This window comes from Paraburkholderia sp. (genome assembly GCF_036488795.1).
Classification (GTDB): Bacteria; Pseudomonadota; Gammaproteobacteria; order Burkholderiales; family Burkholderiaceae; genus Paraburkholderia.
In genome coordinates this window covers 1-25,197 of record NZ_DASXHA010000036.1, presented here as the reverse complement: position 1 = coordinate 25,197, position 25,197 = coordinate 1, and the positions used below count along the sequence as shown (strand labels likewise).

The following is a 25,197-nucleotide window of genomic DNA, read 5'->3' as shown; positions in this document are numbered from 1 at the left end:
ACATGGCAGATCATTCGTTCGTGATGTTGACTAAAAGCGGGTGAGCGCCTCGCCGCGGGAGCGGCAGCTCGTGTGCGCCGGCGAGGAGAGTTCGCGGCCCGGGCCAATTCTATTGACACCAACTGCGCCCGCAGCATCACACCACAACAACGACTTCGGAGACCGTTCATGCCAACCCGCCCGCTGCTGCACTGGAAGGCCGCGCTGCTTGCAGCGGTGTTGTTATGCCTGGCGGCCTGCGCGTCTACGCCGGCCGAGCCCGTGTCATTCAAACCGGTGCCCCCGGCGCGCATCGTCAAGGCGGGCTACACCGCGCCTGGCGAGGGGCTCGTTGCTGTGGACGTGCGGCGGGAGCGCTCGCGCGACCTGATCGTCCGCTTTCGCGACGCACTCGTGTACGTGGATGGCATGCAGGTCACGGACCTGATGAACGGCGAACACGTGGTCTTTTATCTGAGTCCCGGCATGCACCGCATCGGCGTATCGACGCAGTTCGATCCGGTCGTCGAACTGGGCTTCATCGTGACCGCCGACACCCGTTATTCGAACCGCGCGTCGGTGAGCTTCAATGCGGACCACCGCATCGAGCTGCACCGGGTCGTTCAGTGATTCACGCCTGCTGTTCAGCATGCTGTCACGACGCCGTCCGGCTGAAGCCGTGACAATTGCTGGACACCTGGAATCCGCAAAGCCCGTAACATGGCAGCTCACATTGGTTCGAACGCGCAGGTTCGGTGCCGCCCTAACGTAGTGCGGCCCTGGCGCTGCCTGCCTCCGCATTCAAGGTAATTCACATCATGCTGATCAATTGCGCGGCTTACCAGGATGGCCGCAAGCTTGCCGACATCCCGATCGAAGACATCAGCGAGTATGTCGCGCGCCCCGAATGCTTCGTCTGGGTCGCGCTCAAAGACGCGAGCCCCGACGAACTCGCGGTGATGAAGGCGGAATTCAGTCTGCATGAACTGGCCATCGAGGACGCCCAGCAGGGGCATCAACGGCCCAAGATCGAAGAGTACGGCGAGTCGCTGTTCGCGGTGATGCACACGGTGGAGATGGACGACGACAACGAGCTGCTGATCGGCGAGGTGGACGTGTTCGTCGGCACGAATTACGTACTCTCCGTACGTCATCGCACCCGGTTCGGCTTCAGCGACGTGCGGGCCCGCTGCGAGCGCGAACCGAAGCTGCTCAGGGAGGGCGCCGCCTTCGTGCTGTACGCGCTGGCTGACGATATTGTCGATCGCTATTTCCCGGTCATCGAGGCGCTCAGCGCCGAAATCGAAGAGGTCGAAGACCGCATCTTCAACAAGAACAATCTGGCGGCTTCGCGCGCCATCATTGAAGACCTGTATTCGCTGAAGCGCCGCCTCGTCACGCTGCAGCATCATATTGCGCCGCTGCAGGAGGCGATCAGCAAGCTGAGCGGCGGCCGCGTTCCGCAAATCTGCGCGGGCATGGAAGCGTATTTCCGCGACGTGTACGACCATCTCGAACGGATCGTGCACATCATCGACGGGCGCCGCGAATTGATCGTCACCGCCATCCAGGTGAATCTCGGCATGATCTCTCTGGCCGAGAGCGAAGTGACCAAACGGCTCGGCTCGTTTGCAGCGCTGTTCGCCGTGCCGACCATGATTGCCGGCATCTACGGCATGAACTTCCAGTCCATCCCCGAGCTGCATTACAAGTATGGCTACCCCATCTGCCTGAGCGTCATGCTCGCCGTGGACCTGTTCCTGTGGTGGCGTTTCCGCAAGGCCGGCTGGCTCTGAACGTGGCCGTTGAAAGTGCCCGTTGAAAGTGGCCGTTGATCCCGGTCGTTCAGCGGCGTGCAAATCGCACCGCGCACAGGCCGGCCAGGCGGCCACTTTCTCGCGCCCATGGCCGCCCCTGAAGGTTCTCCCGGCTTGCGCCGCACGCAATAACGGTACAGCATAGGCGGCCACTCCCACGTAAAAGCATGCGGGGGAGCGACAAAGCCGCACGCGTAAGCCGAGCGGGGGACCCTTTCCATCAATCCGTTTCGACGACGGCCCGCAGGCCCGCCACACGAAACGCAGCGCCTGTGCAGTGCAACATTGCAATTCGTTGACACTTTGCACGGGCTCTGGTGAAAATGGACCTCGCAAACGTTTGCGTGTAGTCAAAAACACGGCTCTCCCTGAGTCGAATAAACCATAAATCTGGAGATATGCATGAACCACCGCATTCGCCGCCGCGTTCTGGCGGCCGCTGTCATGCTCACTGCTTCTGTTGCGCTGCCTTTTTCTTCCGCTCATGCGCAGGCTGCCAAAAAGCCCAAGGTGGCGCTCGTCATGAAGTCGCTCGCCAATGAGTTTTTCCTCACCATGGAAAACGGCGCGAAGGACTACCAGAAACACAACCCGAGCCAGTTCGATCTGATCACCAACGGCATCAAGAATGAAACGGATACCACGGCGCAGATCCAGATCGTCGAGCAGATGATCGTCTCGAAGGTCGATGCAATCGTGCTGGCGCCGGCCGATTCGAAGGCGCTGGTACCCGTCGTCAAGAAGGCGGTGGATGCGGGCATCATCGTCGTGAACATCGACAACCGGCTCGATCCGGACGTGCTCAAGTCGAAGGACCTGAACGTACCGTTCGTCGGCCCTGACAACGCCAAGGGCGCGGAGAAGGTGGGCGACTACCTGGCCAGGAAGCTCAAGGCCGGGGACGAGGTCGGCATCATCGAAGGCGTGTCGACCACCACCAATGCCCAGCAGCGCACGGCGGGCTTCAAGACGGCCATGCAGAAGGTCCCGGCGAAGATCGACTCGGTGCAGTCGGGCGAGTGGGAAATCGACAAGGGCAATGCCGTCGCCTCCGCGATGCTCAATGAATATCCCAACCTGAAGGCGCTGCTCGCCGGTAACGACAACATGGCGATCGGCGCCGTGTCCGCGGTGCGTGCGGCCGGCAAGCAAGGCAAGGTGTACGTGGTCGGCTACGACAACATCGACGCCATCAAGCCCATGCTGAAAGATGGCCGGGTACTCGCCACAGCGGACCAGTACGCGGCCAAGCAGGCTGTGTTCGGAATCGACACTGCGTTGAAGGCCTTGAGCGAGCACAAGAAGCAGTCTGAACTGTCCGGCGTGGTCGAAACGCCGGTGGATCTGGTGACGAAATAAACCGGGGCGGCGCCCGGCAAACGGCGCGCGGGCGGCTCAAACGCCGCATGACGGTTTCCGGCCTGGTTTCAGAGTCCGGAGCCGTTTCCCGCCGCCGCGCCGGGTCAATTCAATAAACGCTCAAGAAAGCTGTAGCGGCGCCGTTATTCCAGAGACAAGCGTGATGTCGGCGGATGCGCGGCGGGAGAGGAGTGCGGGAAACTTAGCGCACTGCGCGCCTTGAGCCGACATGACACGTGGTTGCCCGTCGCGGGCTCGAGCCGGTTCGCCATCCGGTTGAAGCCCGCGCGCGGCGGCCCCGGAACCAGGATCGCGATGGATTTGACCGCCCACGACGCATTGCCTGCCGTACTGTCCGTGACCGGAATCGGTAAGACGTATGCCGAACCGGTGCTCGCCGACGTCGCTCTCTCGCTCTTTGCGGGCGAGGTGTTGGCGCTGACCGGCGAAAACGGCGCGGGCAAGAGCACGCTTTCGAAGATCATCGGCGGCCTGGTCGAGCCGACGGCCGGCTCGATGCGTCTCGCCGACGCGCCTTACGCGCCCGCGAGCCGCACCGCGGCCGAGGCGCTCGGCGTGCGCATGGTGATGCAGGAGCTGAATCTGCTGCCTACCTTGTCGGTGGCGGAGAACCTGTTTCTCAATCACCTGCCGCAGGCCGGTCCGCTGCGCCTCGGCTGGATCGACCGGCGGCGCTTGCGTGAGGATGCGCGCGCGGCGATGGCGCAGGTGGGGCTGGAGGCGATCGACCCGGACACGCTGGTGGGCGAACTCGGCATCGGCCATCAGCAGATGGTCGAGATCGCGCGCAACCTGATTGGCGATTGCCGGGTGCTGATCCTCGACGAGCCGACCGCGATGCTGACCGCGCGCGAAGTCGACCTGCTGTTCGAGCAGATCGAACGGCTCAAGTCGCGCGGCGTCGCGCTGGTCTACATCTCGCACCGGCTCGAGGAACTGGCGAAGGTCGCCGAGCGCATCGCGGTACTGCGCGACGGGCGGCTGGTACGGGTCGACGCCATGAACGCGCTGACCAGCGACCAGATTGTCACGCTGATGGTGGGCCGCGAGCTGGGCGAGCGGATCGATCTGGGCGTGCGCAAGATTGGTGCGCCGCTGCTGAAGGTCGAAGGCCTGACGCGCGGCAAGATTGTGAATGACGTGTCGTTCGAAGTGCGGGCCGGCGAGATTTTCGGCATCAGCGGCCTGATCGGCGCGGGCCGCACGGAACTGATGCGCCTGATTTACGGCGCCGATCAGAGCGAGAGCGGCACGGTGTCGCTGGCGCAAACGCCGGGTGCGGCGCCTACGCCGGTGCGGATTACCTCGCCGGCCGACGCGGTGCGCGAAGGGATTGCGCTGATCACCGAAGATCGCAAGGGCGAGGGGCTGCTGCTGCCGCAGCCGATTGCGGCCAACGTGTCGCTCGGCAACCTCGGCAGCGTGGCGCGCTACGGTCTCATCGACGCGAAGCGGGAAAACGCGCTTGCGCAGGAGCAGATCGCGGCGATGCGGATTCGCAGCTCGGGGCCGGCGCAGATTGTCGGCGAGCTGTCGGGCGGCAATCAGCAGAAGGTCGTGATCGGCCGGTGGCTGGCGCGCGATTGCCGCGTGCTGTTATTCGACGAACCTACGCGCGGCATCGATGTCGGCGCGAAGTTCGATATTTATGGCTTGATGGGCGCACTGGCTCGCGAGGGCCGCGCGCTCGTCGTGGTGTCGAGTGACCTGCGTGAACTGATGCTGATCTGCGACCGGATCGGCGTGATGTCGGCGGGGCGCATGACGGGCATGTTCGAGCGCGATGACTGGTCGCAGGACGCGTTGCTGGCCGCCGCGTTCGCCGGCTACCGCGCCCGCGAAACGTTGCTGCACGCTCCGGCTACGCCCGACACCCACGACACGCACGAAACAGGGAGTCTGTCATGACGAATCGACCGGTGGCGGACGGTGGCGCGCAAGGCGGGACCCAGAGCGGTGCCAGTGCGGGCGCGGGGGCCGCGCCCACGGCCGACCCGTCCGCGCCGCTCGCAAGCGGCAAGCCGGTTGGTACACGGCTCGGCTTTTCGAACTACCTGGGTCTGGCTGGCGCGTTGCTGGCGATGATCGTGCTGTTTTCGCTGCTCAGTTCGCACTTTCTGACGTACGACACGTTCAGCACGATTGCCAACCAGATTCCGGATCTGGTCGTGATGGCGGTGGGCATGACCTTCGTGCTGATCATCGCCGGGATCGATCTGTCGGTGGGCTCGGTGCTGGCGCTCGGCGCGTCGGTGGTCAGCGTGGCGGCCCTGAAGTGGCACTGGCCGCCGCTGCCGGCCGCGGTGCTCGGCGTGGCCGCGGCGGCGCTGACCGGCACGGTGACGGGCGCGGTGACGGTGGGCTGGCGGATTCCGTCGTTCATCGTGTCGCTGGGCGTGCTCGAGGCGGCGCGGGGCCTCGCGTATCAGATGACGAATTCGCGCACGGCGTATATCGGCGACGCCTTCGACGTGCTGTCGAACCCGATCGCGTTCGGCATTTCGCCGGCGTTCCTGATCGCGGTGGCGGTGATGGTGATCGCGCACCTGGTGCTCACGCGTACGGTGTTCGGCCGTTACCTGGTCGGCATCGGCACGAATGAAGAGGCGGTGCGGCTCGCGGGCGTCAATCCGCGACCCTACAAGGTGATCGTGTTCGCGCTGATGGGCGCGTTTGCCGGGCTGGCTGCGCTGTTCCAGATCTCGCGGCTCGAAGCGGCAGACCCGAACGCGGGCGTCGGCCTGGAACTGCAGGTGATTGCCGCCGTGGTGATTGGCGGAACCAGCCTGATGGGTGGACGCGGTTCGGTGATCAGCACGTTCTTTGGCGTGTTGATCATCTCGGTGCTGGCGGCCGGCCTCGCGCAGATCGGCGCGAACGAGCCGACCAAACGCATCATCACCGGCGCGGTGATCGTCGTCGCAGTCGTGCTGGATACGTATCGCAGCCGGCGCAGGCGGGTCTGAACGGCAACAGGTAAAGAAGGTGTCAGGCGTCTCAGGTATCAGTGGTGGGAGTGAGGGGAATTCAAGACTCGTGGAGTCGATCTGTCATTGATGCAAACGCCCGGCCGGCCGCAACTGGCGTCGGCCGGCGGGAAAAACAGGCAGGAGAGCAAGAAGTTATGGCGACCATCAAGGATGTAGCGGCCGTGGCAGGCGTGTCGTTCACGACGGTTTCACACGTCGTGAACAATTCGCGTCCGGTGTCGGCCGATGTGCGCGCAAAAGTCGAGCATGCGATCCGGCAACTCCACTATGTGCCGTCCGCGGTCGCACGCTCGCTCAAGGCGCGCGCGACGGCGACGATCGGTCTGGTGGTACCCAACAGTACGAATCCGTATTTCGCGGAACTGGCGCGCGGCATCGAGGACGGTTGCGCCCGCAACGGTTACTGCGTGTTTTTCTGCAACTCGGACGACGATCCCGCCAAGCAGCGCAACTACCTGCGGGTGCTGCAGGAAAAGCGTATCGACGGCCTGATCGTGGCCTCGGCCGGCGACGATGCGGTGCTCGCCCAGGCGCTCGCCGATGCGCACGAGCCGCTGGTGGTGGTGGACCGCAATATCGAGGGTCTCGCCGCCGATCTGGTGCAGATCGACCATGAAAAAGGCGCGTACCTGGCGACGCGCCATCTGCTCGAACTCGGGCATGTGAAGATTGGCTGCATCACCGGGCCGGTGGCGACTGCCGTGAGCGCCATGCGCGTGCACGGCTTCATTCGCGCGATGGCCGAGCGCGGCATCGAGATTTCGCCGGGCGCGATCGTCGAAAGCGATTTTTCCGGCACGGGCGGCTATCGGGCGGCCAGCCAGCTGTTCGATACGGTGATGCCGTCGGCCATCTTTGCCTGCAACGACATGATGGGCATCGGTGCCTTGCGGGCCGCCGCGGAGCGCAACATCAGCGTGCCGCGCGACTGCTCGGTGATCGGTTTCGACGATATCGAGCTGGGCCGCTTTACGTATCCGGCGCTCTCCACGGTCGGCCAGTCGGTGCGCGCGCTCGGCGAGATGGCGGCGCAGACGCTGATCGAGCGGATCGCCGGCACCGCGCGCGGTGCGCAAGGCGCGGCGGCGCGCCGCCGCGTGCTGGCGCCGCGGCTGATCGTGCGCGAATCGACTGCCACCTGGCTCGGCGCGGCTGACCAGGACGGGTTGGCAGCGTAAGCTGGGCAGCACGGCGGAACTGGATGGCTTCGGTTGAGCCGCCAGGCAGGTCAGGCCGAGGCCGGTCGTGCCTGAGGCGGTTGTGCGTGAGGTGGCCGCGTCCCAGACCGGACGCGCCCAAAACCGGGCGTGTTCAAGGACGGCCTCACCTGTAGCCGACCTCACTTATAGCCGGCCCATCTATAGCCGACCCATCTATAGCCGGCCGCGCCGCACATCCAACACGGCTGTCGGCACAAGTCCCGTGGTCGGGCGCGAGCGGTTCGAAGGAGTGTTGACATGACAGGCAACGCGGCAACCCAGGCGAACGACTTCGTACCCGCTCACGAACCGCACGGCCGCGTGGCCGTGGTCGGCAGCCTGAACATGGACCTGGTGGCCCGCGCGCCGCGTCTGCCGCATCCCGGCGAGACCTTGGCCGGCAGCAGCTTCGCCCAGGTGGCGGGCGGCAAGGGCGGCAATCAGGCGGTCGCGGCCGCGCGTCTCGGGGCCCACGTGGCAATGCTCGGCTGCGTCGGCACGGATGCCAACGGCGCGCAATTGCGCGCCGGCCTTGCGGCCGAGGGGATCGACTGCGCCGCGCTCGAAACCAGTCCGTCGGCTCCAACGGGCGTCGCGCTCATCGTGGTCGACGACGGCAGCCAGAATGCCATCGTGATTGTCGCCGGCAGCAACGGCGAGGTGAGCGCCGAGACGATCGCGCGTCACGAAACGGTGCTGGCCGCCGCCGACGTGGTGGTCTGCCAGCTCGAAACGCCGCCCGACGCCGTGTACGCGACGCTTGCCACGGCTGCGCGGCTCGGCAAGACCGTGATCCTCAATCCCGCTCCGGTAACCGGCCCGCTGCCTGCCGAGTGGTTCGGGCTGATCGACTATCTGATTCCCAACGAACTGGAAGCGGCGACGCTCACCGGCTTGCCGGTCGAGTCGCCCGCGGATGCCGCCGTGGCCGCTGCCGCGTTGCGCCGTGCCGGCGCACGCAACGTGCTCGTGACGCTCGGGGCGCGCGGCGTGCATGCCGCCCTCGAAGGCGCCGACGCGGTTCTGTACGACGCGCCCAAAGTTGCCGCCGTGGACACGACCGCTGCGGGTGACACCTTCATTGGCGGCCTTGCCGCGCAACTCGCGCAAGGTGAGCCGCTCGATGCCGCGATCCGCTTCGCACAACGGGCAGCAGCCCTGTCGGTCACCCGCGCGGGTGCGCAGACCTCGATCCCGAGACGGGCTGAACTCGCCTCCTAAGCACTCGCGCAACGGCGAGGCTCGTGTTCATGCGTCGCTTGTAATTATTACCAGTTGGCGAAAAGACAATCCTCAGACCATATAAAAGCTTTAAGTATGCTGCCCGGGTGCCGTAAACAATAGTTAGAGCGGCGGACCTGAAACGTTTCGCGCAAACGATAGCGTTTCGCTAAATGCGCATAACGCGCGCTCTTTTATTCGATACGACACGGGACGGAGCATGTTGAACAAGGGCATCACGATCAAGGCGCGGGTCGGCCTGACGATGGCGTTTCTCGCCGCATTGCTGTTGATCATCGGGATCCTCGGTCTGACCGGCATGAGCCGCGCCAACGACGCTCACCACGAAACCTTCACCAACGCGATGCCGAGCGCGGTAGATATCGGCAATGCGGAGATCTATGCCGCACGTGAACGCCTTGCGCTCGACCGTGCCGCATTCCTGTTCGGAACCCCTGAAGTGGCCGCCACGGTGGATCGCGCGAAGGCGATGCGCGCGACCTCGGACGCCTGGTGGAAGAAATATTCCGACCTGCCGCGCGGTGCGGAAGAGGACCGCCTCGCACAGGAGGTGACCGCGAAGCGTGACACGCTGCATCAGGCCATGGATGCATTTGCCGCAGTCGTGCTCGGCAACGACCAGACGAAGATCGTGGCCGGTGCGAAGGATCTGCAGGCGAAATACAACGAACTGTCGACGGCCGACGACGCGTTGCGCAAGCTCCAGTTCACGATGGGCCAGGACAGTTTCGATACGGCCGAAGCGAGCTTCAACACGTTTCGCATGGTGAGTATCGGCGCGATGGTGATCGGGCTGATCGCGGCATTGCTCTCGTATCTGACCTTGAGCCGCGCGATCGGCCGGCCCCTGAACGAGGCACTCGGTCATTTTGACGCGATCGCTGCGGGCGACCTGCGCCGCCCGGTCGTGATCCAGTCGCGCGATGAAATGGGGCAACTGCTGGAAGGCATCGCGAAGATGCAGCGCAGCCTGACGGAGACGGTTCGTTCGGTGCGCGGCGGCAGCGAATCGATTGCCACGGCGACGCGCCAGATCGCAGCCGGCAACCTCGATCTGTCCTCGCGCACGGAAGAACAGGCGTCGGCGCTGCAGGAAACCGCGTCGAGCATGGAACAATTGACCGGCACGGTGAAGCAGAACGCCGACAACGCCCGTCAGGCGAGCGCGCTCGCGGCGAATGCATCGGAGATCGCCAACAAGGGTAGCGCGGTGGTCGGGCAGGTGGTCGGCACGATGGGCGACATCAACCAGAGCTCCGCGAGGATCGCGGACATCATTTCGATCATCGAAGGCATCGCCTTTCAGACTAACATTCTGGCGCTCAATGCGGCGGTCGAAGCGGCCCGCGCAGGCGAGGAAGGACGCGGCTTTGCGGTGGTAGCGGGCGAAGTGCGCAGCCTCGCGCAGCGTTCGTCCGCAGCGGCCAAGGAAATCAAGGAACTGATCGATACCTCGGTGGAGCGTGTGCAGTCCGGCTCGGCTCTGGTCGATCAGGCCGGCCGCACGATGACCGAAATTATTGGCGCAGTGCAGCGCGTGACGGACATCATGGGTGAAATTGCCGCGGCCTCGGAAGAGCAGAGCAGCGGCATCGATCAGGTCGCGCGCGCCGTCACGCAGATGGACGAGGTGACGCAGCAAAACGCGGCGCTGGTCGAGGAGGCCGCCGCGGCGGCCCAGTCGCTCGAAGACCAGGCCGGCAAACTGCGTACCGCCGTGGCCGTGTTCCAGGTCGAAGACGCCGGCAATGTTCATCACGCAGCACAGACAACCCAAATAGTGCGACGTCCGGCGCCGGCAAAGACCGCGCGCAAGACGCCCGCAGCGACGCCGGCACGCACCGCGCCGGCCGCCCCGGCGCGAGCTCCGGCGGCGGCTGCAATGGCGGCAGTTGCGCCGCCAAAGGCGGCGGCGCCGGTGGCCGTCGCCGCGGGCAGCGACAAGGACTGGGAGACCTTCTAGGCGCCTTTGCAATCTCCATACGGCATTCAGGACCACGGTTGTGCGCGCAACCGTGGTCTTTTTTCATTGTCAGCACACTAAGCGACCCGATTCGAGCTGTGTTCCGGTACATTGACGGTCGCGACTATGGGTTGTATCCGTGGCGGCCGGGCAGGTCTGGGTCGTGCTGACGAGCCGGCGCGGCGCCGCGTCGCACACATTCGTCCATGCCATTGCGAACCATTCAACGCGCCAGCCAGAAAGGACCGACATGACGCAATACGACCTCGCGCACCGCCTTGTTGAAGCGCGCCGGCAGCACCGCCTGACCGATGCGCCGCCGCCGGACAGCCTGCCGCCTGATGCTGCGACCGCCTATGCCATCCAGCAGGCCGTGCTTGCCGGTCTTGGCGAGTCGACCGGGGCCTGGAAGATCGGCGCCAAGGCACCGGGCGCGGCGGCCTCCGGCGCGCCGATTCCCGCTTCCCTCGTGCTGGCGTCCGCCACGCGGGTCGCCCGGGCGGGGTTCTTTCGTGTGCTGCTGGAACTGGAGATTGCATTTCGCTTCGCCGAGGCGATCGAGCCGCGCCGCGAGGCGTATGCCCGCGACGAGGTGCTGGCACGCGTGGGCGTGGTGCTGCCAACCCTTGAAATCGTCGATAGCCGCTTTAGCGAGTGGCCGAACGTCGCACCGCTCGCGCAACTCGCGGATGCGCAAAACAATGGCGCGCTCGTCACCGGTCATTCGGTCCCGTATGCGGGATTCGCGCGCGGGTTCGATTTTGTCTCGCCGGAACTGGAGTTTACATTCGACGGCAAGTCGCTGATGCGCCAAGCGCCGGGCAATCCGGTGGCCGGCAATCCGGTGGCCGGCATCCCGGTGGCCGGCATCCCGCTGGCCGGCAACCCGGTCGGCGATCCGCGTGAACTGCTCGTCTGGTTTGTCAATCACTGCGCGGCAATGGGCATCACGATCGAACCCGAGTGGACCATTACCACCGGTTCGTACGTGGGCGCACACCGGATCGACCATCCGGGCATCGTACATGGCCGTTTCGACGGTCTCGGCGACGTCGAAATCGAACTGACGTAGCCGCGTCGGCGTCACCCCATTCTTCCGCACAGCGCCGCTCCTGATCGGCGCTCAGCATGCCCGGCGCATCCGGGTACTCCGCCTCGCCGTATACACCTATGAATCGCCGCCGTATGCCGCCGTCATACAGGCATATGAGCGGCGCACGCATGGCACACGCGAAGCACGAACCTGCCTGACCATGATGCCGAAGTGGATTTCTGGCGTAACGGCATTCAGGTGTAAAACACCAGTTGGCCGCACGTGCGATGAGCGCAACTGACGCGGCACCTTGTGCGATGGTCAACACAATGCCGGACAAAAACATGTAACACGCCGTCACATGTGTAGACGAAAACGGAGCGCAGTACGTTGAGGAAGAAAGTAGCCGGAAACGGTGCGAAAAAACGGTGCGAAAAATGGCGTGGGCAGAGGAACGAGGGGAGCGGACCGATGTCATGCGAATGGGTAGTGCGTGCACGCAGTGCAGCGCGAGCATTCGCATCGTCCGGTAGCCAGCATGTTTTGCGCATTACAGCAGTGACGGGTGCTGCAATCTGAACAGTGGCAAGCAACCTGGCCGGAAGATTGTAGGTGACCGAATCTGCGTTTCCAAGTGAGGTTTGTGGGGATCACACCACGGCACGATTTTCATCACGTAGTCCGTGAAAAAAAATTTAAAAGGGTTTAGGATGAATTCGAGCGATGTCGTTTCCGATTAGCGCGCCGCGCACGACATCGGTCTAGACTTTGGCGAGGAGGTAGCATGGATATCTACAGCAGTTTCGCGACCCGCTTCGAGAAAACGCGAGAAGATGAACTCTCGCTCGAGGAGTATCTCGCGCTCTGCAAAGACAATCCCGCCGCGTACGCTACAGCAGGCGAACGCATGTTGACGGCAATCGGAGAACCCGAACAGATCGACACTCGCAACGACCCGCGCACCTCGCGGATCTTCGCGAACAAGGTCATCAAGGTATACCCCGCATTCCGCGAGTTCTACGGAATGGAAGACGTGATCGAGCAGGTGGTTGCGTACTTCCGGCACTCGGCCCAGGGGCTCGAAGAAAAGAAGCAGATCCTGTATCTGTTGGGCCCGGTCGGCGGCGGCAAATCGTCGATCGCAGAACGTCTGAAGCAACTCATGGAGCGCGTACCGTTCTATGCCATCAAAGGCTCGCCGGTCAACGAATCGCCGCTAGGGCTGTTCGATTACGACGAAGACGGTCCCATCCTCGAAGAACAGTACGGCATACCACGCCGCTATCTGAAGAACATCCTCAGTCCGTGGGCGGTCAAACGACTGCACGAGTACAACGGCGACATCCGCAAGTTCCGCGTGGTGCGCCGCTACCCGTCTATCCTCCGGCAGATCGGTATCGCCAAGACCGAACCGGGTGACGAAAACAATCAGGACATTTCGTCGCTCGTCGGCAAGGTGGACATTCGCAAGCTCGAGCAATACGCACAAGATGACGCGGACGCGTACAGCTACTCCGGTGGCCTGTGCCTCGCGAATCAGGGCCTGCTCGAATTCGTCGAAATGTTCAAGGCGCCAATCAAGGTTCTGCACCCGCTGCTGACCGCCACCCAGGAAGGCAACTTCAAGGGCACGGAAGGTTTCGGCGCTATCCCGTTCGACGGTGTGATCCTCGCTCACTCGAACGAATCGGAATGGAAGGCATTCCGCAATAACCGCAACAATGAAGCACTGCTCGACCGTATCTTCGTCGTGAAGGTGCCGTATTGCCTGCGTTATTCGGAAGAGGTCAAGATCTACGAAAAGCTGATCCGCAACTCTTCACTGGCCAGCGCGGTATGTGCGCCCGGCACCTTGAAGATGATGGCGCAGATGTCGGTGCTGACGCGCTTGCAGGAGCCGGAGAATTCCAGCCTCTTCTCGAAGATGCAGGTCTATGACGGCGAGAACCTGAAAGACACCGATCCGAAGGCCAAGTCGTATCAGGAGTATCGCGACTTTGCGGGTGTAGATGAAGGCATGACCGGCGTGTCGACCCGCTTCGCGTTCAAGATCCTGTCGCGCGTTTTCAACTTCGATTCAACCGAGGTTGCCGCGAACCCGGTGCATCTGATGTACGTGCTCGAACAGCAGATCGAACGCGAGCAGTTCCCACCGGAAACCGAGCAGAAATACCTGTCCTTCATCAAGGACGTGCTCGCGTCGCGTTACGCGGAGTTTATCGGCAAGGAGATTCAGACCGCTTATCTGGAGTCGTATTCGGAGTACGGGCAAAACATCTTCGACCGCTACGTGACGTACGCCGACTTCTGGATTCAGGATCAGGAATTCCGCGACCATGACACCGGTGAGAGTTTCGACCGTGCGTCGCTGAATGCGGAACTGGAGAAGATCGAGAAGCCGGCAGGCATCAGCAATCCGAAGGACTTCCGCAACGAGATCGTCAACTTCGTACTGCGTGCGCGGGCTGCGAACGCAGGCAAGAATCCGGCGTGGATCAGCTATGAAAAGCTGCGCGTCGTGATCGAGAAGAAGATGTTCTCCAATACCGAAGAACTTTTGCCGGTGATTTCGTTCAACGCTAAAGGATCGGCGGAGGAGCAGCGCAAGCACGAAGACTTCGTCAACCGGATGGTCGCGAAGGGGTACACGCCCAAGCAGGTGCGACTGCTGTGCGACTGGTATCTGCGCGTGCGCAAGTCTTCATGAGACGCTCATGATTTGCACAGCGTGCCGCCCACGCGGGAAGACCGCGTGGGCACCTGGCGAGGCGCAAATTGCGTGGATATGACGTTGCTCATGCAGTTCTGCGCATGCAGTGTGCGTCTCGCACACCCGAGATTGGCGCTGCCGCGTGGGATCGGAGTAGGAACTAAAGCGCCAACTCCGATCGACTCGCTGCTGCATGGGATCGGAGTAAGAGCTTTGCATGGGATCGGCGTAACGCGCTGAAGCGCGAACTCCGATCGACAGCTAAAGCGCTAACTCCGATCGACTCGCTGCTGCATGGGATCGGAGTAAGCGCTAAAGCGCTAACTCCGATCGACAGGGAGACCGGATGTGCTTCATCAAATCATCGACCGCAGGCTGGCTGGCAAGAACAAAAGTATTGCAAACCGCGAACGCTTCTTGCGTCGTGTAAAGAACTATATTCGTCGCGCCGTCTCGGAAGCGGTACGCGATCGCAGTATCAAGGACATTCAGAATACCCAGAGCATCACGATTCCGCGTAAGGACATCGCGGAGCCGTCGTTCCGGCATGGTCCCGGCGGCAAGCGTGAAATGGTGCACCCGGGTAACGCGGATTACATCCGCGGCGACAAGATCCCGCGTCCGCAAGGCGGTGGCGGCGGAGGCGGCGGCAACCAGGCCAGTAACGAAGGCGAGGGTCAGGATGACTTCGTGTTCGAATTGAGCCGCGAAGAATTCATGCAGTACTTCTTCGACGACCTCGAATTGCCGCGGCTCGTCAAAACCCATCTGCTGGCGGTCCCCACGTGGAAGAGCATTCGCGCGGGCTGGGCGGCCGAAGGGACGCCGAATAACATCGACGTGGTCCGTTCGTTGCGCAGCGCACTGGGCCGGCGCATTGCGCTGGGCGCGCCGCTCGTCAACGAGTTGCATGAACTCGAACGGCAGCTCGAAGAAATGAAGGCCGACCACGACGATCGCCGCGACGATATCAAGGTGCTCGAAGAGGAAATCCATCATCTGCGCGGGCGCATCTGGCGCATTCCGTTTATCGATCCATTCGATCTGCGCTACGTGAACCGCGTGAAGCAGCCGCAGCCGTCGAGCCAGGCGGTGATGTTCTGCCTGATGGACGTATCCGGCTCAATGGACGAGCAACGCAAGGATCTGGCCAAGCGCTTTTTCATCCTGCTGTATCTGTTCCTGAAACGGAACTACGAACGCATCGAAGTGGTATTCATTCGGCACCACACGCGTGCCGAGGAAGTGGATGAAGACACCTTCTTTCATTCGACCGAAAGCGGCGGCACGGTGGTGTCGAGTGCACTGGAGCTGATGAAGAAGGTCCAGGAGGAACGTTATTCGCCCACTGAATGGAACATTTACGGCGCGCAGGCTTCGGACGGCGACAACTGGACTGACGATTCGCCCAAATGCCGCAAGATCCTCAGTGATGACATTCTCGAAAAGGTGCGCTATTTTGCGTATATTCAGGTAACGCCCGAAGAGCAGAACCTGTGGCTCGAATACGCGCAACTCGCGCTGTCGCAGCCGCATATGGCGATGAAGAAGGTCGAGACGGCCGCCGACATCTATCCAGTGTTCCGGGAGTTGTTTGAAAAGCAGGTGGCGTCATCATGAGCACCAAACATCTGCACAATGAGGCGCGCGGCTATCAGCCGGAGCGCAAAAAAGGCGTGCCGAAGCAGCATTCCGGGCATGCCGAAGCCGCGACGGCTGATGTGGGGGCCGTCGACGCGGGAGCGGGTCTGGATGAAGCTGCTGCAGCACGGGGACACACCGGAACGCCCACGCAAGGGCAAAGGGAAGTCCGTATGAACGTAGCCGATAGACGGCCTCTGCCGTGCCCGTCCGACTGGACCTTCGAACTGATCGAGGAGTACGACACGCATATTGCGCATGTTGCAGAGCAATATGAGCTTGACGTCTACCCGATTCAGCTGGAACTCATCAGCGCTGAACAGATGATGGATGCGTACGCATCCGTCGGCATGCCGGTGAACTACCGGCACTGGTCGTTCGGCAAACACTTTCTCTCAACCGAAAAAAGCTACCGTCGCGGGCAGATGGGGCTGGCGTATGAGATCGTGATCAATTCGAATCCCTGCATCGCGTATCTGATGGAAGAAAACACGATGACGATGCAGGCCCTCGTCATCGCGCATGCAGCCTACGGGCACAACTCGTTCTTCAAGGGCAACTACCTGTTCAAGCTGTGGACGGATGCGCACGCCATCATCGATTATCTCGTCTACGGCAGGAACTACATTGCCGAGTGCGAGGAGCGTTTCGGCGTGGACCGGGTGGAAGAACTGCTCGACTCGTGTCATGCACTGCAGAATTACGGTGTGGACCGTTACAAACGGCCGCAAAAGCTCTCGTTGCAGAAGGAATCGGCGGCGCGACGCGAACGCGAGGCGTACCTGCAATCGCAGGTGAACGAGTTGTGGCGCACGCTGCCGAACCGGCACGCACCGGAGCCGGAAGAAACCGACGACCGCTATCCGCCCGAGCCGCAGGAAAACCTGCTGTATTTCGCGGAAAAAAATGCACCGCTTCTGGAGCCGTGGGAGCGCGAAGTGATTCGCATCGTGCGCAAGATCGGTCAGTACTTTTATCCGCAACGTCAGACCCAGGTGATGAATGAAGGCTGGGCCACGTTCTGGCATTACACGTTGCTCAATACGCTCTATAACCAGGGCAAGCTGGAAGACGGTTTCATGATGGAGTTCCTCCATTCGCATAGCAACGTCGTCTATCAGCCGCCCGTCACGAAGCCGTACTACAGCGGGATCAATCCGTACGCGCTCGGTTTTTCGATGATGAGCGATATCCGGCGCATCTGCGAAAACCCGACCGAAGAAGACCGTAAGTGGTTTCCGGAGCTGGCCGGCAGTCCGTGGCTGCAGTCCTTGCATTACGCCATGCGCAATTTCAAGGACGAGAGTTTTGTGGCGCAATACCTGTCGCCGCATCTGATCCGCGAAATGCGGCTCTTCTCGGTGCTGGACGATGACATGCGCGACGCGCTCGAAGTCTCGGCCATCCACGACGATAGCGGCTATCAGTACGTGCGGCAGGCGTTGTCCCGACAGTACGACATGCATCACCGCGAGCCGAATATTCAGGTGTGGTCGGTCAATACGCGCGGTGACCGCAGTCTGACGCTGCGCCATTTCATGAGCGACAACCGGCATCTGTCCGGCGACAGCGACGAAGTGCTCAAGCACATGGCGCGGCTGTGGCAGTTCGACGTGTATCTGGAAAGCGTCGACGAGAACGGCACGGTCAGGAAGCGTTACGAATGCCGGTATGTGCCGCCGTCGGTGCGGGTTTGATGAAGTACCGGTGAGCGCGGCGGCGCTGTTGCTGTAGTCGGGAAGCGGTGCCGGAAATTGAAAAGCCAGCCTTCGGGGCTGGCTTTTTCATTGATGTGCGGGCTTTTCCGAAAGGCGCTTCCTAACGAAAAACGCCCAGCCGATCCGGCTGAGCGAAGCCACCAGGCATCTGGCGGCGGAGGAGTCTTATGTCTGGCAACCAGGCCCGCGTCGGATGCCGACCCGGGCCTGTTTCATTTTCGGTTTCGTCTGCTGGAACCGGAAACCCCGGCTCGGATCTTCAACCCATGTGCAGCCGACCACGTGCTCACTGCGATTGCGTGCGCTGGCCAGCCTGCGAGCTGCCGCCGGCAGCCGGTCCGTAGCCGCTGGTCCCAGCTTGCGCGCCGGCGCTTTGCGCCGCGACGCGGGCTTCGGCCGCCTGGATATCGTCAGGGTAGTACGGGTCGCGACCACGCGCCGGGCTGTAGCCGGCCTTTTCCAGTTGCACCAGCTGGGCGCGCACTTCGGCACGGGTCAGCGGCTGGTTCGACTGTGCGAACGACGCCACCGGAGCAGCCAGAACAGCAGCAATAGCAACAGCTTGAATGAGCAATTTCATGATCAATACCTCCGAAGATTATTTTTTCGAGTACTACAGGCCACGCTTTCGAACCGGTGCAGTGCTGTGCCTAGTGGGCGAAATACACCGAACGCGGGCCAGTAGCCGGTGCACGCGAACCGGTTTGCGAAGCTTGTTCGTTCACACCGCCGTACGAGGTGTTGCTTGCTTCGCTGGCACGCTCAGCCGCAACGGTTTGTGCGCTCGGTCCTTGTTGCGACGCGGGTGCGCCGACGCTCGGACGGTAAAACGGTGACGGGCCATAGCCGCTGGCAAATGCAGGCGCGGCGAGGGTGGCAGAGGCGGCAACCAGCAGGGCAGCAAGAATCTTGGTCTTCATGATGAGCTCCAGTAACGTTTTGACTTCAGTTCAGGAATGCGTCGCGACAGGGCCAACTGGGTATGTCTGCTTCGTCAATGAAATGCAGTGTATACCCCTACTATGGATAGTTTGTGCCGATAGGACGAAATGACTATTTCGGAATGACGGCTAATCCGGTCAGGCTTGCCGGCCGGGGAGGACAGTGGGGACACATCGCGGGGAGAGGCCAAAAAAATATTTCGGCGGGGCGCGGCTGCGGACGCGGCTGTGATGCGTCGGTTAGCCAGGTGAAAGGCTGCGGACGGCCGGCACGTGCCGGCGCACGCCTCTTTTGATGCGAATGGTGCGGTAGCGCACGCACGGGCATTGATGCGCGGCTTGTTACGGTTCTTTTGGCACCGTACCGTTAGGTTGCTCTTGATAAGTGTGTGAATTGAGGCTCCGCCGAGGACCGGTCGGTGGAGCTGCTTTTTGTGCCCTCGAGCCTCCACATCCGCCCAGCTACCTCAGGCAGAACTGCCGCGCCGTTAGCTGGACACCCGCGTCACGACACGACGATGTCCGTGCCCAGCTCATGCAACAGATCGCGCAGCGCTTCGGCCTGAGCCATGCACGCGTCGCTGCGCAGATGGATCTGCAATGCGCGCCCGGCAATGCCGTCGACTGGACGCGCCAGCCATAACTCCACCGCAAGCCCGAGACCTTCGGGTTGATTGATGGCCACGGGTTCGATCACCCGTGGCTTGAAACAGGCACGCTCGGACATGGAAGATTTCCTCAAGGTCTGACGTCAGCTTCGATCCTAGTCAGCACCCGGGAACTCGGCAAACGACAAATCCACGTTTGCAAATCAGCGTCGCGCTTAGCAGAAAAGCCGCTATTCACAGGAACATTTGTTGGTTCTGCTGCGCTGGCGTGACTGCTAATGTGGCGTCCGTGCATCGCCGCAAGGATGCCGCCGTTTCCGAAACAGCGCTTACGCCGCCATAGACAAAAGAAGGTCCATAAAAATGAAATCCAGAACTCTCGCCGCATGGCTCCTCGGGCTGATGGTGACGGTGTCGGGCGTGGCACACGCCGACCGCCTCGACGACATCAGGAAGGCGGGCGTGCTGCGCGTCGCCACATTCGACAGCAATCCGCCGTTTGGCTTCGTCGATCCCGTCACGAACCACATCGTCGGTCTCGACGTGGACTATGCGAAGGCGATCGCCGACAAGCTGGGCGTGAAACTCGAACTGCAGCCCACCAATCCCGCGAATCGGATTCCGTTCCTGACGTCGAAGAAGGTCGATCTGGTGCTCGCCAACTTTACGATCACCGATGAGCGCGCGAAGCAGGTCGATTTCAGCATTCCTTACTTTTCTTCGGGGCAGCAGTTTCTGGCGAAGAAGGGCGTGCTGAAGTCACCTGATCAGATCAACGGCCTGCGTGTGGGCGCCGACAAGGGCACCACCAACGAGATCACGCTGCGCGAGAAATTCCCGCAGGCAACGATCGTCGCCTACGACGACACGCCGTTCGCGTTTGCAGCCTTGCGCGCCGGCAACGTCCAGGCGATTACGCAGGACGGTCCGAAGCTGGTCGGCCTGCTCGCCAACGTGCCCGACAAGCAGAACTACGAGATCCCTCCGTTCACGATCTCAAACGACTATATGGGTGTCGGTATTCCGAAGGGCGAGACGCGTTTGACCGCGTTTGTCAACGACACGCTGAAGGGGCTCGAAGCCGACGGTTCCGCCAGCACGATCTACAACCGCTGGTTCGGTCCGCAGACGAAGACGCCGCTTGCGCGCATCTTCAGGATTGGCGAGAAGACCTGAGCATCGCGTTGATCTCGACACATTGAATCTGGCAGGTAGACGCATGCAGGCGTGGCTCGCTCCAAAGTACATGATGTGGCTGTGGCAGGGTTTTGGCGTGACGCTGGGACTCGCGTTATCGGCCGCTGTCGCGGCGACTGTCGCGGGTTTCGTGCTGGCCATCGCGCGTCACGCGAGGCTCGGCTGGGTACGTCACGCGGCCACCACGTATGTCGTGGTGTTTCGCAACACACCGTTGCTCGTGCAACTACTGTTCTGGTACTTCGGCGTGGCCACGCTGTTGCCCGCGTCCATCATGCAATGGCTCAATACGCCGCACATCGCGCACATTGGGTCGTTGGCAGCGCATTGGCCATCGTTTGAATTCGTTGCAGGCTGGTCCGGCCTCACGTGCTATTCGACGGCATTCATCGCCGAGGAATTTCAGGCTGGACTGCGCGGCGTGCCGGCGGCCCAGCATCACGCGGCCGCGGCGCTCGGCCTCACGCCGCTGCAGGCGTTTCGCTTCGTCGTGCTGCCGCAGGCCGCGCGTATTTCGCTGCCGCCGCTTTTCGGGCAGTACATGAATCTCGTGAAAAACTCTTCGCTGACGATGGCCATCGGCCTCGCCGAGCTCTCCTATGCGACGCGTCAGGTGGAGACTGAAACGTTCCAGACCTTCGCGGCATTCGGCGTCGCGACGCTCCTGTACGTGGCAGCCGTGGCGCTGATCGAAGCGGTGTCGCACGCTGTCGCACACGGGCGCAACGCTTCCTGGGCGAGGCGCTGATGATGACCTGGCCGGTGTTCGCCAACAACCTGCCGTATCTGCTGGTAGGCGCGTTTCCCGAAGGACCGTTGGGCGGTGCGGCGCTGACGCTGTTGCTGGCGGTCATCTCCGCGCTGGCTTCGGCGGTGCTCGGCATGGCGGGCGGCATCGCACTCGCCATGGCGGGTCCGGTGATGCGCGTGCCGCTGCTGCTCGTGATCGGCTTTTTCCGCGCGATCCCCGTGCTGATGCTGATCTTCTGGACCTTCTTCCTGTTGCCGATCGTATTTCATGTCGACGTGCCGGGACTCGCGGCGGTGGTCTGCGCATTGTCGCTGATCAGCGGCGCGTATCTGGCCCATTCGGTGCATGCCGGCATCCTCGCGGTCGGCGCGGGGCAGTGGCAGGCGGGGCTGTCGCTCGGACTCACGCGCATGCAGACGTTGCGTCATGTACTGCTGCCGCAGGCGCTCCGCATCATGGCGCCGTCGTTTGTGAACCAATGGGTGACGCAGGTGAAGGACACGTCGCTTGCGTATATCGTCGGCGTGGGCGAATTGTCGTTCGTCGCGACCCAGATCAACAACCGCCTGATGGTGTATCCGGTGCAGATCTTCCTGTTCGTCGGGCTGATCTATCTCGTACTGTGCACCGCGCTTGATCGCATCGCCACCTATTGGCTGACGCGCGCGCGCCGCGTGCCACTCACGATGGTGCGCGCGACCGCCCGGCCGCTCGCAGGCGAGTAGCGTAGTTCGGGCGCCGCGCTGTGGTGCGCCGCGCGGCGCTAGATTTCGACGGTCGACGCAACCTCGTCCGGGGTCGAAATGGCACGCGAGAACCGGATCTCCACCGCGAGCCCGCGTCCTTCGATACCCGTGCCAAAGTGCAGTTGCGCGCCGAAGTGTTCGGCGATGCGCGCGACGATCGAAAGGCCCAGTCCGCTGCCACTGGCAGGTGCGTCCGCCGCGCGAAAGAACCGGTCGGTCAGGCGGGCCAGATCTTTAGCCGCGACGCCCGGGCCGTCGTCTCTCACGGCCAACACGACCGCGCGGCCTTCACGCCGCACTTCGACTTCGACCCGGCCACCTTCGTCGGCATACTTGATCGCGTTGTCGATCAGATTGTCGAGCAGTACATCCAGCAGCGCCGAGGCGGCGATCACTTCCACCTGCGCGTCGGCGGCCAGCGCAATACGAATATCTTTGCGTCGCGCGTCCTGTTCATGCGTCGCGATCGCGTCGCCCGCGAGCACCGCCGGAGCAACCGGGCCAGCGGGAATCCGGTCGTGCTCGTCGAGCCGCGCAAGCAGCAGCAATTGCTCTGCAAGACGCGCGCTGCGGTCGACACCCTGCACGACACGCTGCATGGCGAGCCGCTGTTGCACGATGTCCTCGGCGACGAGCGCGACCTGCGCCTGGACCTTGATGGCCGCGAGCGGGGTTTTCAGTTCGTGCGCCGCGTCCGACGTAAAGGCACGCTCGCGGCTGATCGACAGCCGCAGTCGCGCCAGCAACTGATTGATCGCTTCGACGAGCGGGCGTACTTCGAGTGGCGTCGGCCCGAGTTCGATTGGGGCGAGCTTGCTTGCATCGCGGGTACGGATTACGCGTGACAACGCTTGCAGCGGCGACAGACTGTGCCCGATGCTGACCCACACCAGGAGTGCAAGAACCGGCAGCGCAACGGCGAGCGGTCTGGCAATGCGGCGCGCCACATCCGAGGTCAGATCGCTGCGGGTGTTAGCCGACTCCAGCACGCGCACGGTGCGCCCGCTCGTGCTCTCGTGCAATGTGTAGGTGTGCCAAAGCTGGCCGTCGAACCTCAGGTTGTGCGCGCCGGTCACCCCGTCGGCGCCGGACGCGGGCTCCCATGCGCCGAGCGGCACGAGCGCCGCGCTACCGGCAATGACGTGGCCGCTCGCATCGCGGACCTGAAACAGCGCGTCGCGCGGCGACTCGTCGCCGTCGTCGTCATCCGCTACGCGTCCGTCGTGCGGATATTCGTCGCGCGCGTCGAGGTGGGTTCGCGCGAGCAGCACGAGGTCGTTCTGATCCAGCCGCACCAGCAACTGGGCGAGCTGCACGAGTCGAGCGTCGTCCCATTCGGCAACTTCGCGGGTCGCCTGCATGTAACTCAATCCGAGCGCCGCACTCCATACGACACCGATGCTTGCCAGCACAAGCAGTGCGAGACGGCGGCGGATCGAGACGGGCATCAGGCTTTCTCCACCACGTAGCCGATGCCGCGCACGGTCCGGATCAGATCCGCCCCGAGCTTTTTGCGCAGGTTGGAGACGTGCACTTCGATCGCGTTGCTTTCAATTTCTTCCTGCCACCCGTACAGGCTTTCCTCGAGCCGCGCGCGCGATTGCGGCACCCCTTGATGGGTGATCAATTGCAGCAGAACAGCCCACTCGCGCGCCGTCAGGGCGACCCGCACCTCGTCGCGCAACACGCTTTGCGCGCCCGGGTCGATGGCCAGATTGCGATAGCGGATCTGCTCGGCGCCGCGTCCTTGCGAGCGGCGCAGCAGCGCACGGCAGCGCGCGAGCAACTCGATGAGATCGAAGGGCTTGCCGAGGTAGTCGTCGGCGCCGGCCTCCAGACCATCCACCCGGTCTGCGACGGTGCCGCGCGCGGTCAGCACGAGCACTGGCACGTCATTGCCGCCGCTGCGTAATGCCCTCAATACCTCCGTGCCGGACATACCGGGTAAACCAAGGTCCAGTACCACGAGTGCATAGGCGGTGGTAGCGAGTGCGAGGTTCGCCTTGCGGCCGTCGCGAGCCCAGTCCACTGCAAAGCCCGCCTGACGAAGCCCCGCTTCGACGCCGCTGCCAATCAGATCGTCGTCTTCAACCAGGAGAATGCGCATATCGATGATGAGCCGCTGTTTATATCCGTCAGTGTAACCATCTCGCGGAAAGGTTCGAAAGAGAGAAGTGAATGACCCCACAGCAAGGCTCACGACATGCTCGCTTAAGGTTTCCTTCAGCTTGGCTGGGTAGCATCCGCACTTATCTCTGCCATGCGCGAATGTGCACACGTACGACCTCTGCACATCGGCTCATTGATGAATGCAGGGCAAACGAAAGCGTCTTCGTTATCCCCATCCTTTCATATCGTCGGGGAGCCTGATGAAACCTGCCACGATCGACATGTTGCGCGCCTATCTGATGACGACGTCGCTCGCGGCCGTGTTCATTCAAGCGGTCGTGCTGCTCGCGTTGTTTGGCTTCGGCATGCCGGAATACGAGGTGCATTCCGTCGCATTTCGCGTGGGCGTGCTCGTCGCAGTGGCGGGCATCGTGCTGGCCACGCGGCAAGTCGCGCAAGCGGCGTATCGTTCGGCGGTTTCGAATTGCTATGCCACGTTTAGCGGGGCAGGCTCACGGATCATTTCCGTTTCACCCCGGTGCCCTGTGCGACAGCTCGTCATTCTTCATCTTCGCTTCATTCGCAGACGCGCCGATCTGGTGGAAAGCTGGTAGTCGGTGATTCGAAAGTAAATTGTCAAAGTTGCGTCTGGTGTTATCAAGGATTCCAAAATTAACTGACGTCAACGAATCCGTTTCCGTCTGCAGGGCACTCCGGCGGATCATGCCGTGATGCCGCATCACGTTCGACGTTGCGACATCGGAGTAACCGATTCATGAAAACGCTGTACGTGTCGATCTACACGGGCCGCGGCTGCCGTTCGAAGTGCACGTTCTGCCTGTGGCCGCAGACGGTGGGCGGGCACCGCTACCGCACGCACCCGGTGGAAAACATGCTGGCAGAAGTGAAGTGGACTCGCGACAACATGCCTGAAGTCAAGGAGATCATGTTCGACGACGACACCTTCAAGAAGGGGCTGCGCACGGACATCGCGCGACGCTTCAGCGAAGACTGCCGCAAGCTCGACATCAAGATTCACGGCACGTTCATTCTGGGGCTGCCGGGCGAGACGCAGGAAACGATCGAAAAGACGATCGAGTACGCGAAGGAAATCAACCCGCACACGATCCAGGTGTCGCTCGCCGCGCCGTATCCGGGCACGCGGCTCTACGA

General features: G+C 62.5%; 21 protein-coding genes and 1 pseudogene. 17 read left to right on the top strand and 5 right to left on the bottom strand.

Annotated features, from left to right (window positions below; all coding sequences use genetic code 11):
• The first annotated feature begins 168 nt into the window (after positions 1-168).
• The 12 genes from VGH41_RS04320 to VGH41_RS04265 all read left to right on the top strand — a co-directional run bounded on the left by VGH41_RS04320 (position 169) and on the right by VGH41_RS04265 (position 17,651).
• The gene (locus VGH41_RS04320) at positions 169-609 is read left to right on the top strand and encodes a hypothetical protein (RefSeq protein ID WP_331596104.1); all 441 of its coding nucleotides are present in this window, start codon (positions 169-171) and stop codon (positions 607-609) included.
• Between the two features lie 188 nt (positions 610-797).
• Positions 798-1,775, top strand: coding sequence for a magnesium/cobalt transporter CorA (gene corA, locus VGH41_RS04315; RefSeq protein WP_331596103.1), 978 nt, complete (start codon positions 798-800; stop codon positions 1,773-1,775).
• A 423-nt stretch (positions 1,776-2,198) separates the two neighbouring features.
• Entirely contained in the window at positions 2,199-3,155 is a 957-nt protein-coding gene (locus VGH41_RS04310) for a sugar ABC transporter substrate-binding protein (protein WP_331596102.1), read from the top strand.
• A gap of 315 nt (positions 3,156-3,470) precedes the next feature.
• A complete protein-coding gene (locus VGH41_RS04305; protein WP_331596101.1) occupies positions 3,471-5,084 on the top strand; it encodes a sugar ABC transporter ATP-binding protein in 1,614 nt (537 codons plus the stop codon).
• A complete protein-coding gene (locus tag VGH41_RS04300) occupies positions 5,081-6,142 on the top strand; it encodes an ABC transporter permease (protein WP_331596100.1) in 1,062 nt (353 codons plus the stop codon). The genes VGH41_RS04305 and VGH41_RS04300 overlap by 4 nt, the downstream gene beginning before the upstream one ends.
• Positions 6,143-6,300: 158 nt before the next feature.
• Complete coding sequence (locus VGH41_RS04295; protein WP_331596099.1) at positions 6,301-7,344, top strand: LacI family DNA-binding transcriptional regulator; 1,044 nt, start codon at positions 6,301-6,303, stop codon at positions 7,342-7,344.
• Between the two features lie 279 nt (positions 7,345-7,623).
• On the top strand, positions 7,624-8,586 hold the full coding sequence (gene rbsK / locus VGH41_RS04290) for a ribokinase (RefSeq protein WP_331596098.1): 963 nt from the start codon (positions 7,624-7,626) through the stop codon (positions 8,584-8,586).
• Positions 8,587-8,806: 220 nt separating this feature from the next.
• A complete protein-coding gene (locus VGH41_RS04285; protein WP_331596097.1) occupies positions 8,807-10,570 on the top strand; it encodes a methyl-accepting chemotaxis protein in 1,764 nt (587 codons plus the stop codon).
• A 250-nt stretch (positions 10,571-10,820) separates the two neighbouring features.
• Entirely contained in the window at positions 10,821-11,642 is an 822-nt protein-coding gene (locus VGH41_RS04280) for a hydratase (protein ID WP_331596096.1), read from the top strand.
• 745 nt (positions 11,643-12,387) lie between these two features.
• Entirely contained in the window at positions 12,388-14,310 is a 1,923-nt protein-coding gene (locus VGH41_RS04275) for a PrkA family serine protein kinase (RefSeq protein WP_331596095.1), read from the top strand.
• Between the two features lie 351 nt (positions 14,311-14,661).
• On the top strand, positions 14,662-15,933 hold the full coding sequence (locus VGH41_RS04270; RefSeq protein WP_331596094.1) for a YeaH/YhbH family protein: 1,272 nt from the start codon (positions 14,662-14,664) through the stop codon (positions 15,931-15,933).
• On the top strand, positions 15,930-17,651 hold the full coding sequence (locus VGH41_RS04265; protein ID WP_331596093.1) for a SpoVR family protein: 1,722 nt from the start codon (positions 15,930-15,932) through the stop codon (positions 17,649-17,651). Before VGH41_RS04270 ends, VGH41_RS04265 begins: the two co-directional genes overlap by 4 nt.
• Before the next feature lie 307 nt (positions 17,652-17,958).
• On the opposite strand, the gene VGH41_RS04260 is transcribed toward VGH41_RS04265, so the two are convergent.
• The 3 genes from VGH41_RS04260 to VGH41_RS04250 all read right to left on the bottom strand — a co-directional run bounded on the left by VGH41_RS04260 (position 17,959) and on the right by VGH41_RS04250 (position 19,340).
• The gene (locus VGH41_RS04260) at positions 17,959-18,252 is read right to left on the bottom strand and encodes a DUF4148 domain-containing protein (protein WP_331596092.1); all 294 of its coding nucleotides are present in this window, start codon (positions 18,250-18,252) and stop codon (positions 17,959-17,961) included.
• A 70-nt stretch (positions 18,253-18,322) separates the two neighbouring features.
• Entirely contained in the window at positions 18,323-18,592 is a 270-nt protein-coding gene (locus tag VGH41_RS04255) for a hypothetical protein (protein ID WP_331596091.1), read from the bottom strand.
• Between the two features lie 526 nt (positions 18,593-19,118).
• Positions 19,119-19,340 (bottom strand): hypothetical protein, encoded by a 222-nt coding sequence (locus tag VGH41_RS04250; protein WP_331596090.1) that lies wholly within the window; start codon positions 19,338-19,340, stop codon positions 19,119-19,121.
• 244 nt (positions 19,341-19,584) lie between these two features.
• Here VGH41_RS04250 and VGH41_RS04245 point away from each other — a divergent pair, with 244 nt between their 5' ends.
• The 3 genes from VGH41_RS04245 to VGH41_RS04235 are packed head-to-tail and all read left to right on the top strand — an operon-like array spanning position 19,585 to position 21,894.
• On the top strand, positions 19,585-20,397 hold the full coding sequence (locus tag VGH41_RS04245; protein ID WP_331596089.1) for an ABC transporter substrate-binding protein: 813 nt from the start codon (positions 19,585-19,587) through the stop codon (positions 20,395-20,397).
• A 43-nt stretch (positions 20,398-20,440) separates the two neighbouring features.
• Positions 20,441-21,166 carry an amino acid ABC transporter permease gene (locus tag VGH41_RS04240; protein WP_331596088.1) on the top strand — a complete coding sequence of 242 codons (726 nt, stop codon included), beginning with the start codon at positions 20,441-20,443 and terminating at the stop codon, positions 21,164-21,166.
• A 2-nt stretch (positions 21,167-21,168) separates the two neighbouring features.
• Positions 21,169-21,894 carry an amino acid ABC transporter permease gene (locus tag VGH41_RS04235; protein ID WP_331596137.1) on the top strand — a complete coding sequence of 242 codons (726 nt, stop codon included), beginning with the start codon at positions 21,169-21,171 and terminating at the stop codon, positions 21,892-21,894.
• Positions 21,895-21,932: 38 nt separating this feature from the next.
• Here the strand turns inward: VGH41_RS04235 and VGH41_RS04230 are convergent, their stop codons facing one another.
• Together VGH41_RS04230 and VGH41_RS04225 are read right to left on the bottom strand one after the other, a co-directional pair.
• Positions 21,933-23,363 (bottom strand): ATP-binding protein, encoded by a 1,431-nt coding sequence (locus VGH41_RS04230; protein ID WP_331596087.1) that lies wholly within the window; start codon positions 23,361-23,363, stop codon positions 21,933-21,935.
• Positions 23,363-24,022, bottom strand: a complete 660-nt coding sequence (locus VGH41_RS04225) for a response regulator (protein ID WP_331596086.1) — start codon at positions 24,020-24,022, stop codon at positions 23,363-23,365. The genes VGH41_RS04230 and VGH41_RS04225 overlap by 1 nt, the downstream gene beginning before the upstream one ends.
• A gap of 262 nt (positions 24,023-24,284) precedes the next feature.
• Between VGH41_RS04225 and VGH41_RS04220 the strand changes: the two genes are divergently transcribed.
• Entirely contained in the window at positions 24,285-24,638 is a 354-nt protein-coding gene (locus VGH41_RS04220; RefSeq protein ID WP_331596085.1) for a hypothetical protein, read from the top strand.
• A gap of 158 nt (positions 24,639-24,796) precedes the next feature.
• Positions 24,797-25,197, top strand: a pseudogene (locus VGH41_RS04215) (hopanoid biosynthesis associated radical SAM protein HpnJ); the annotation flags it as partial.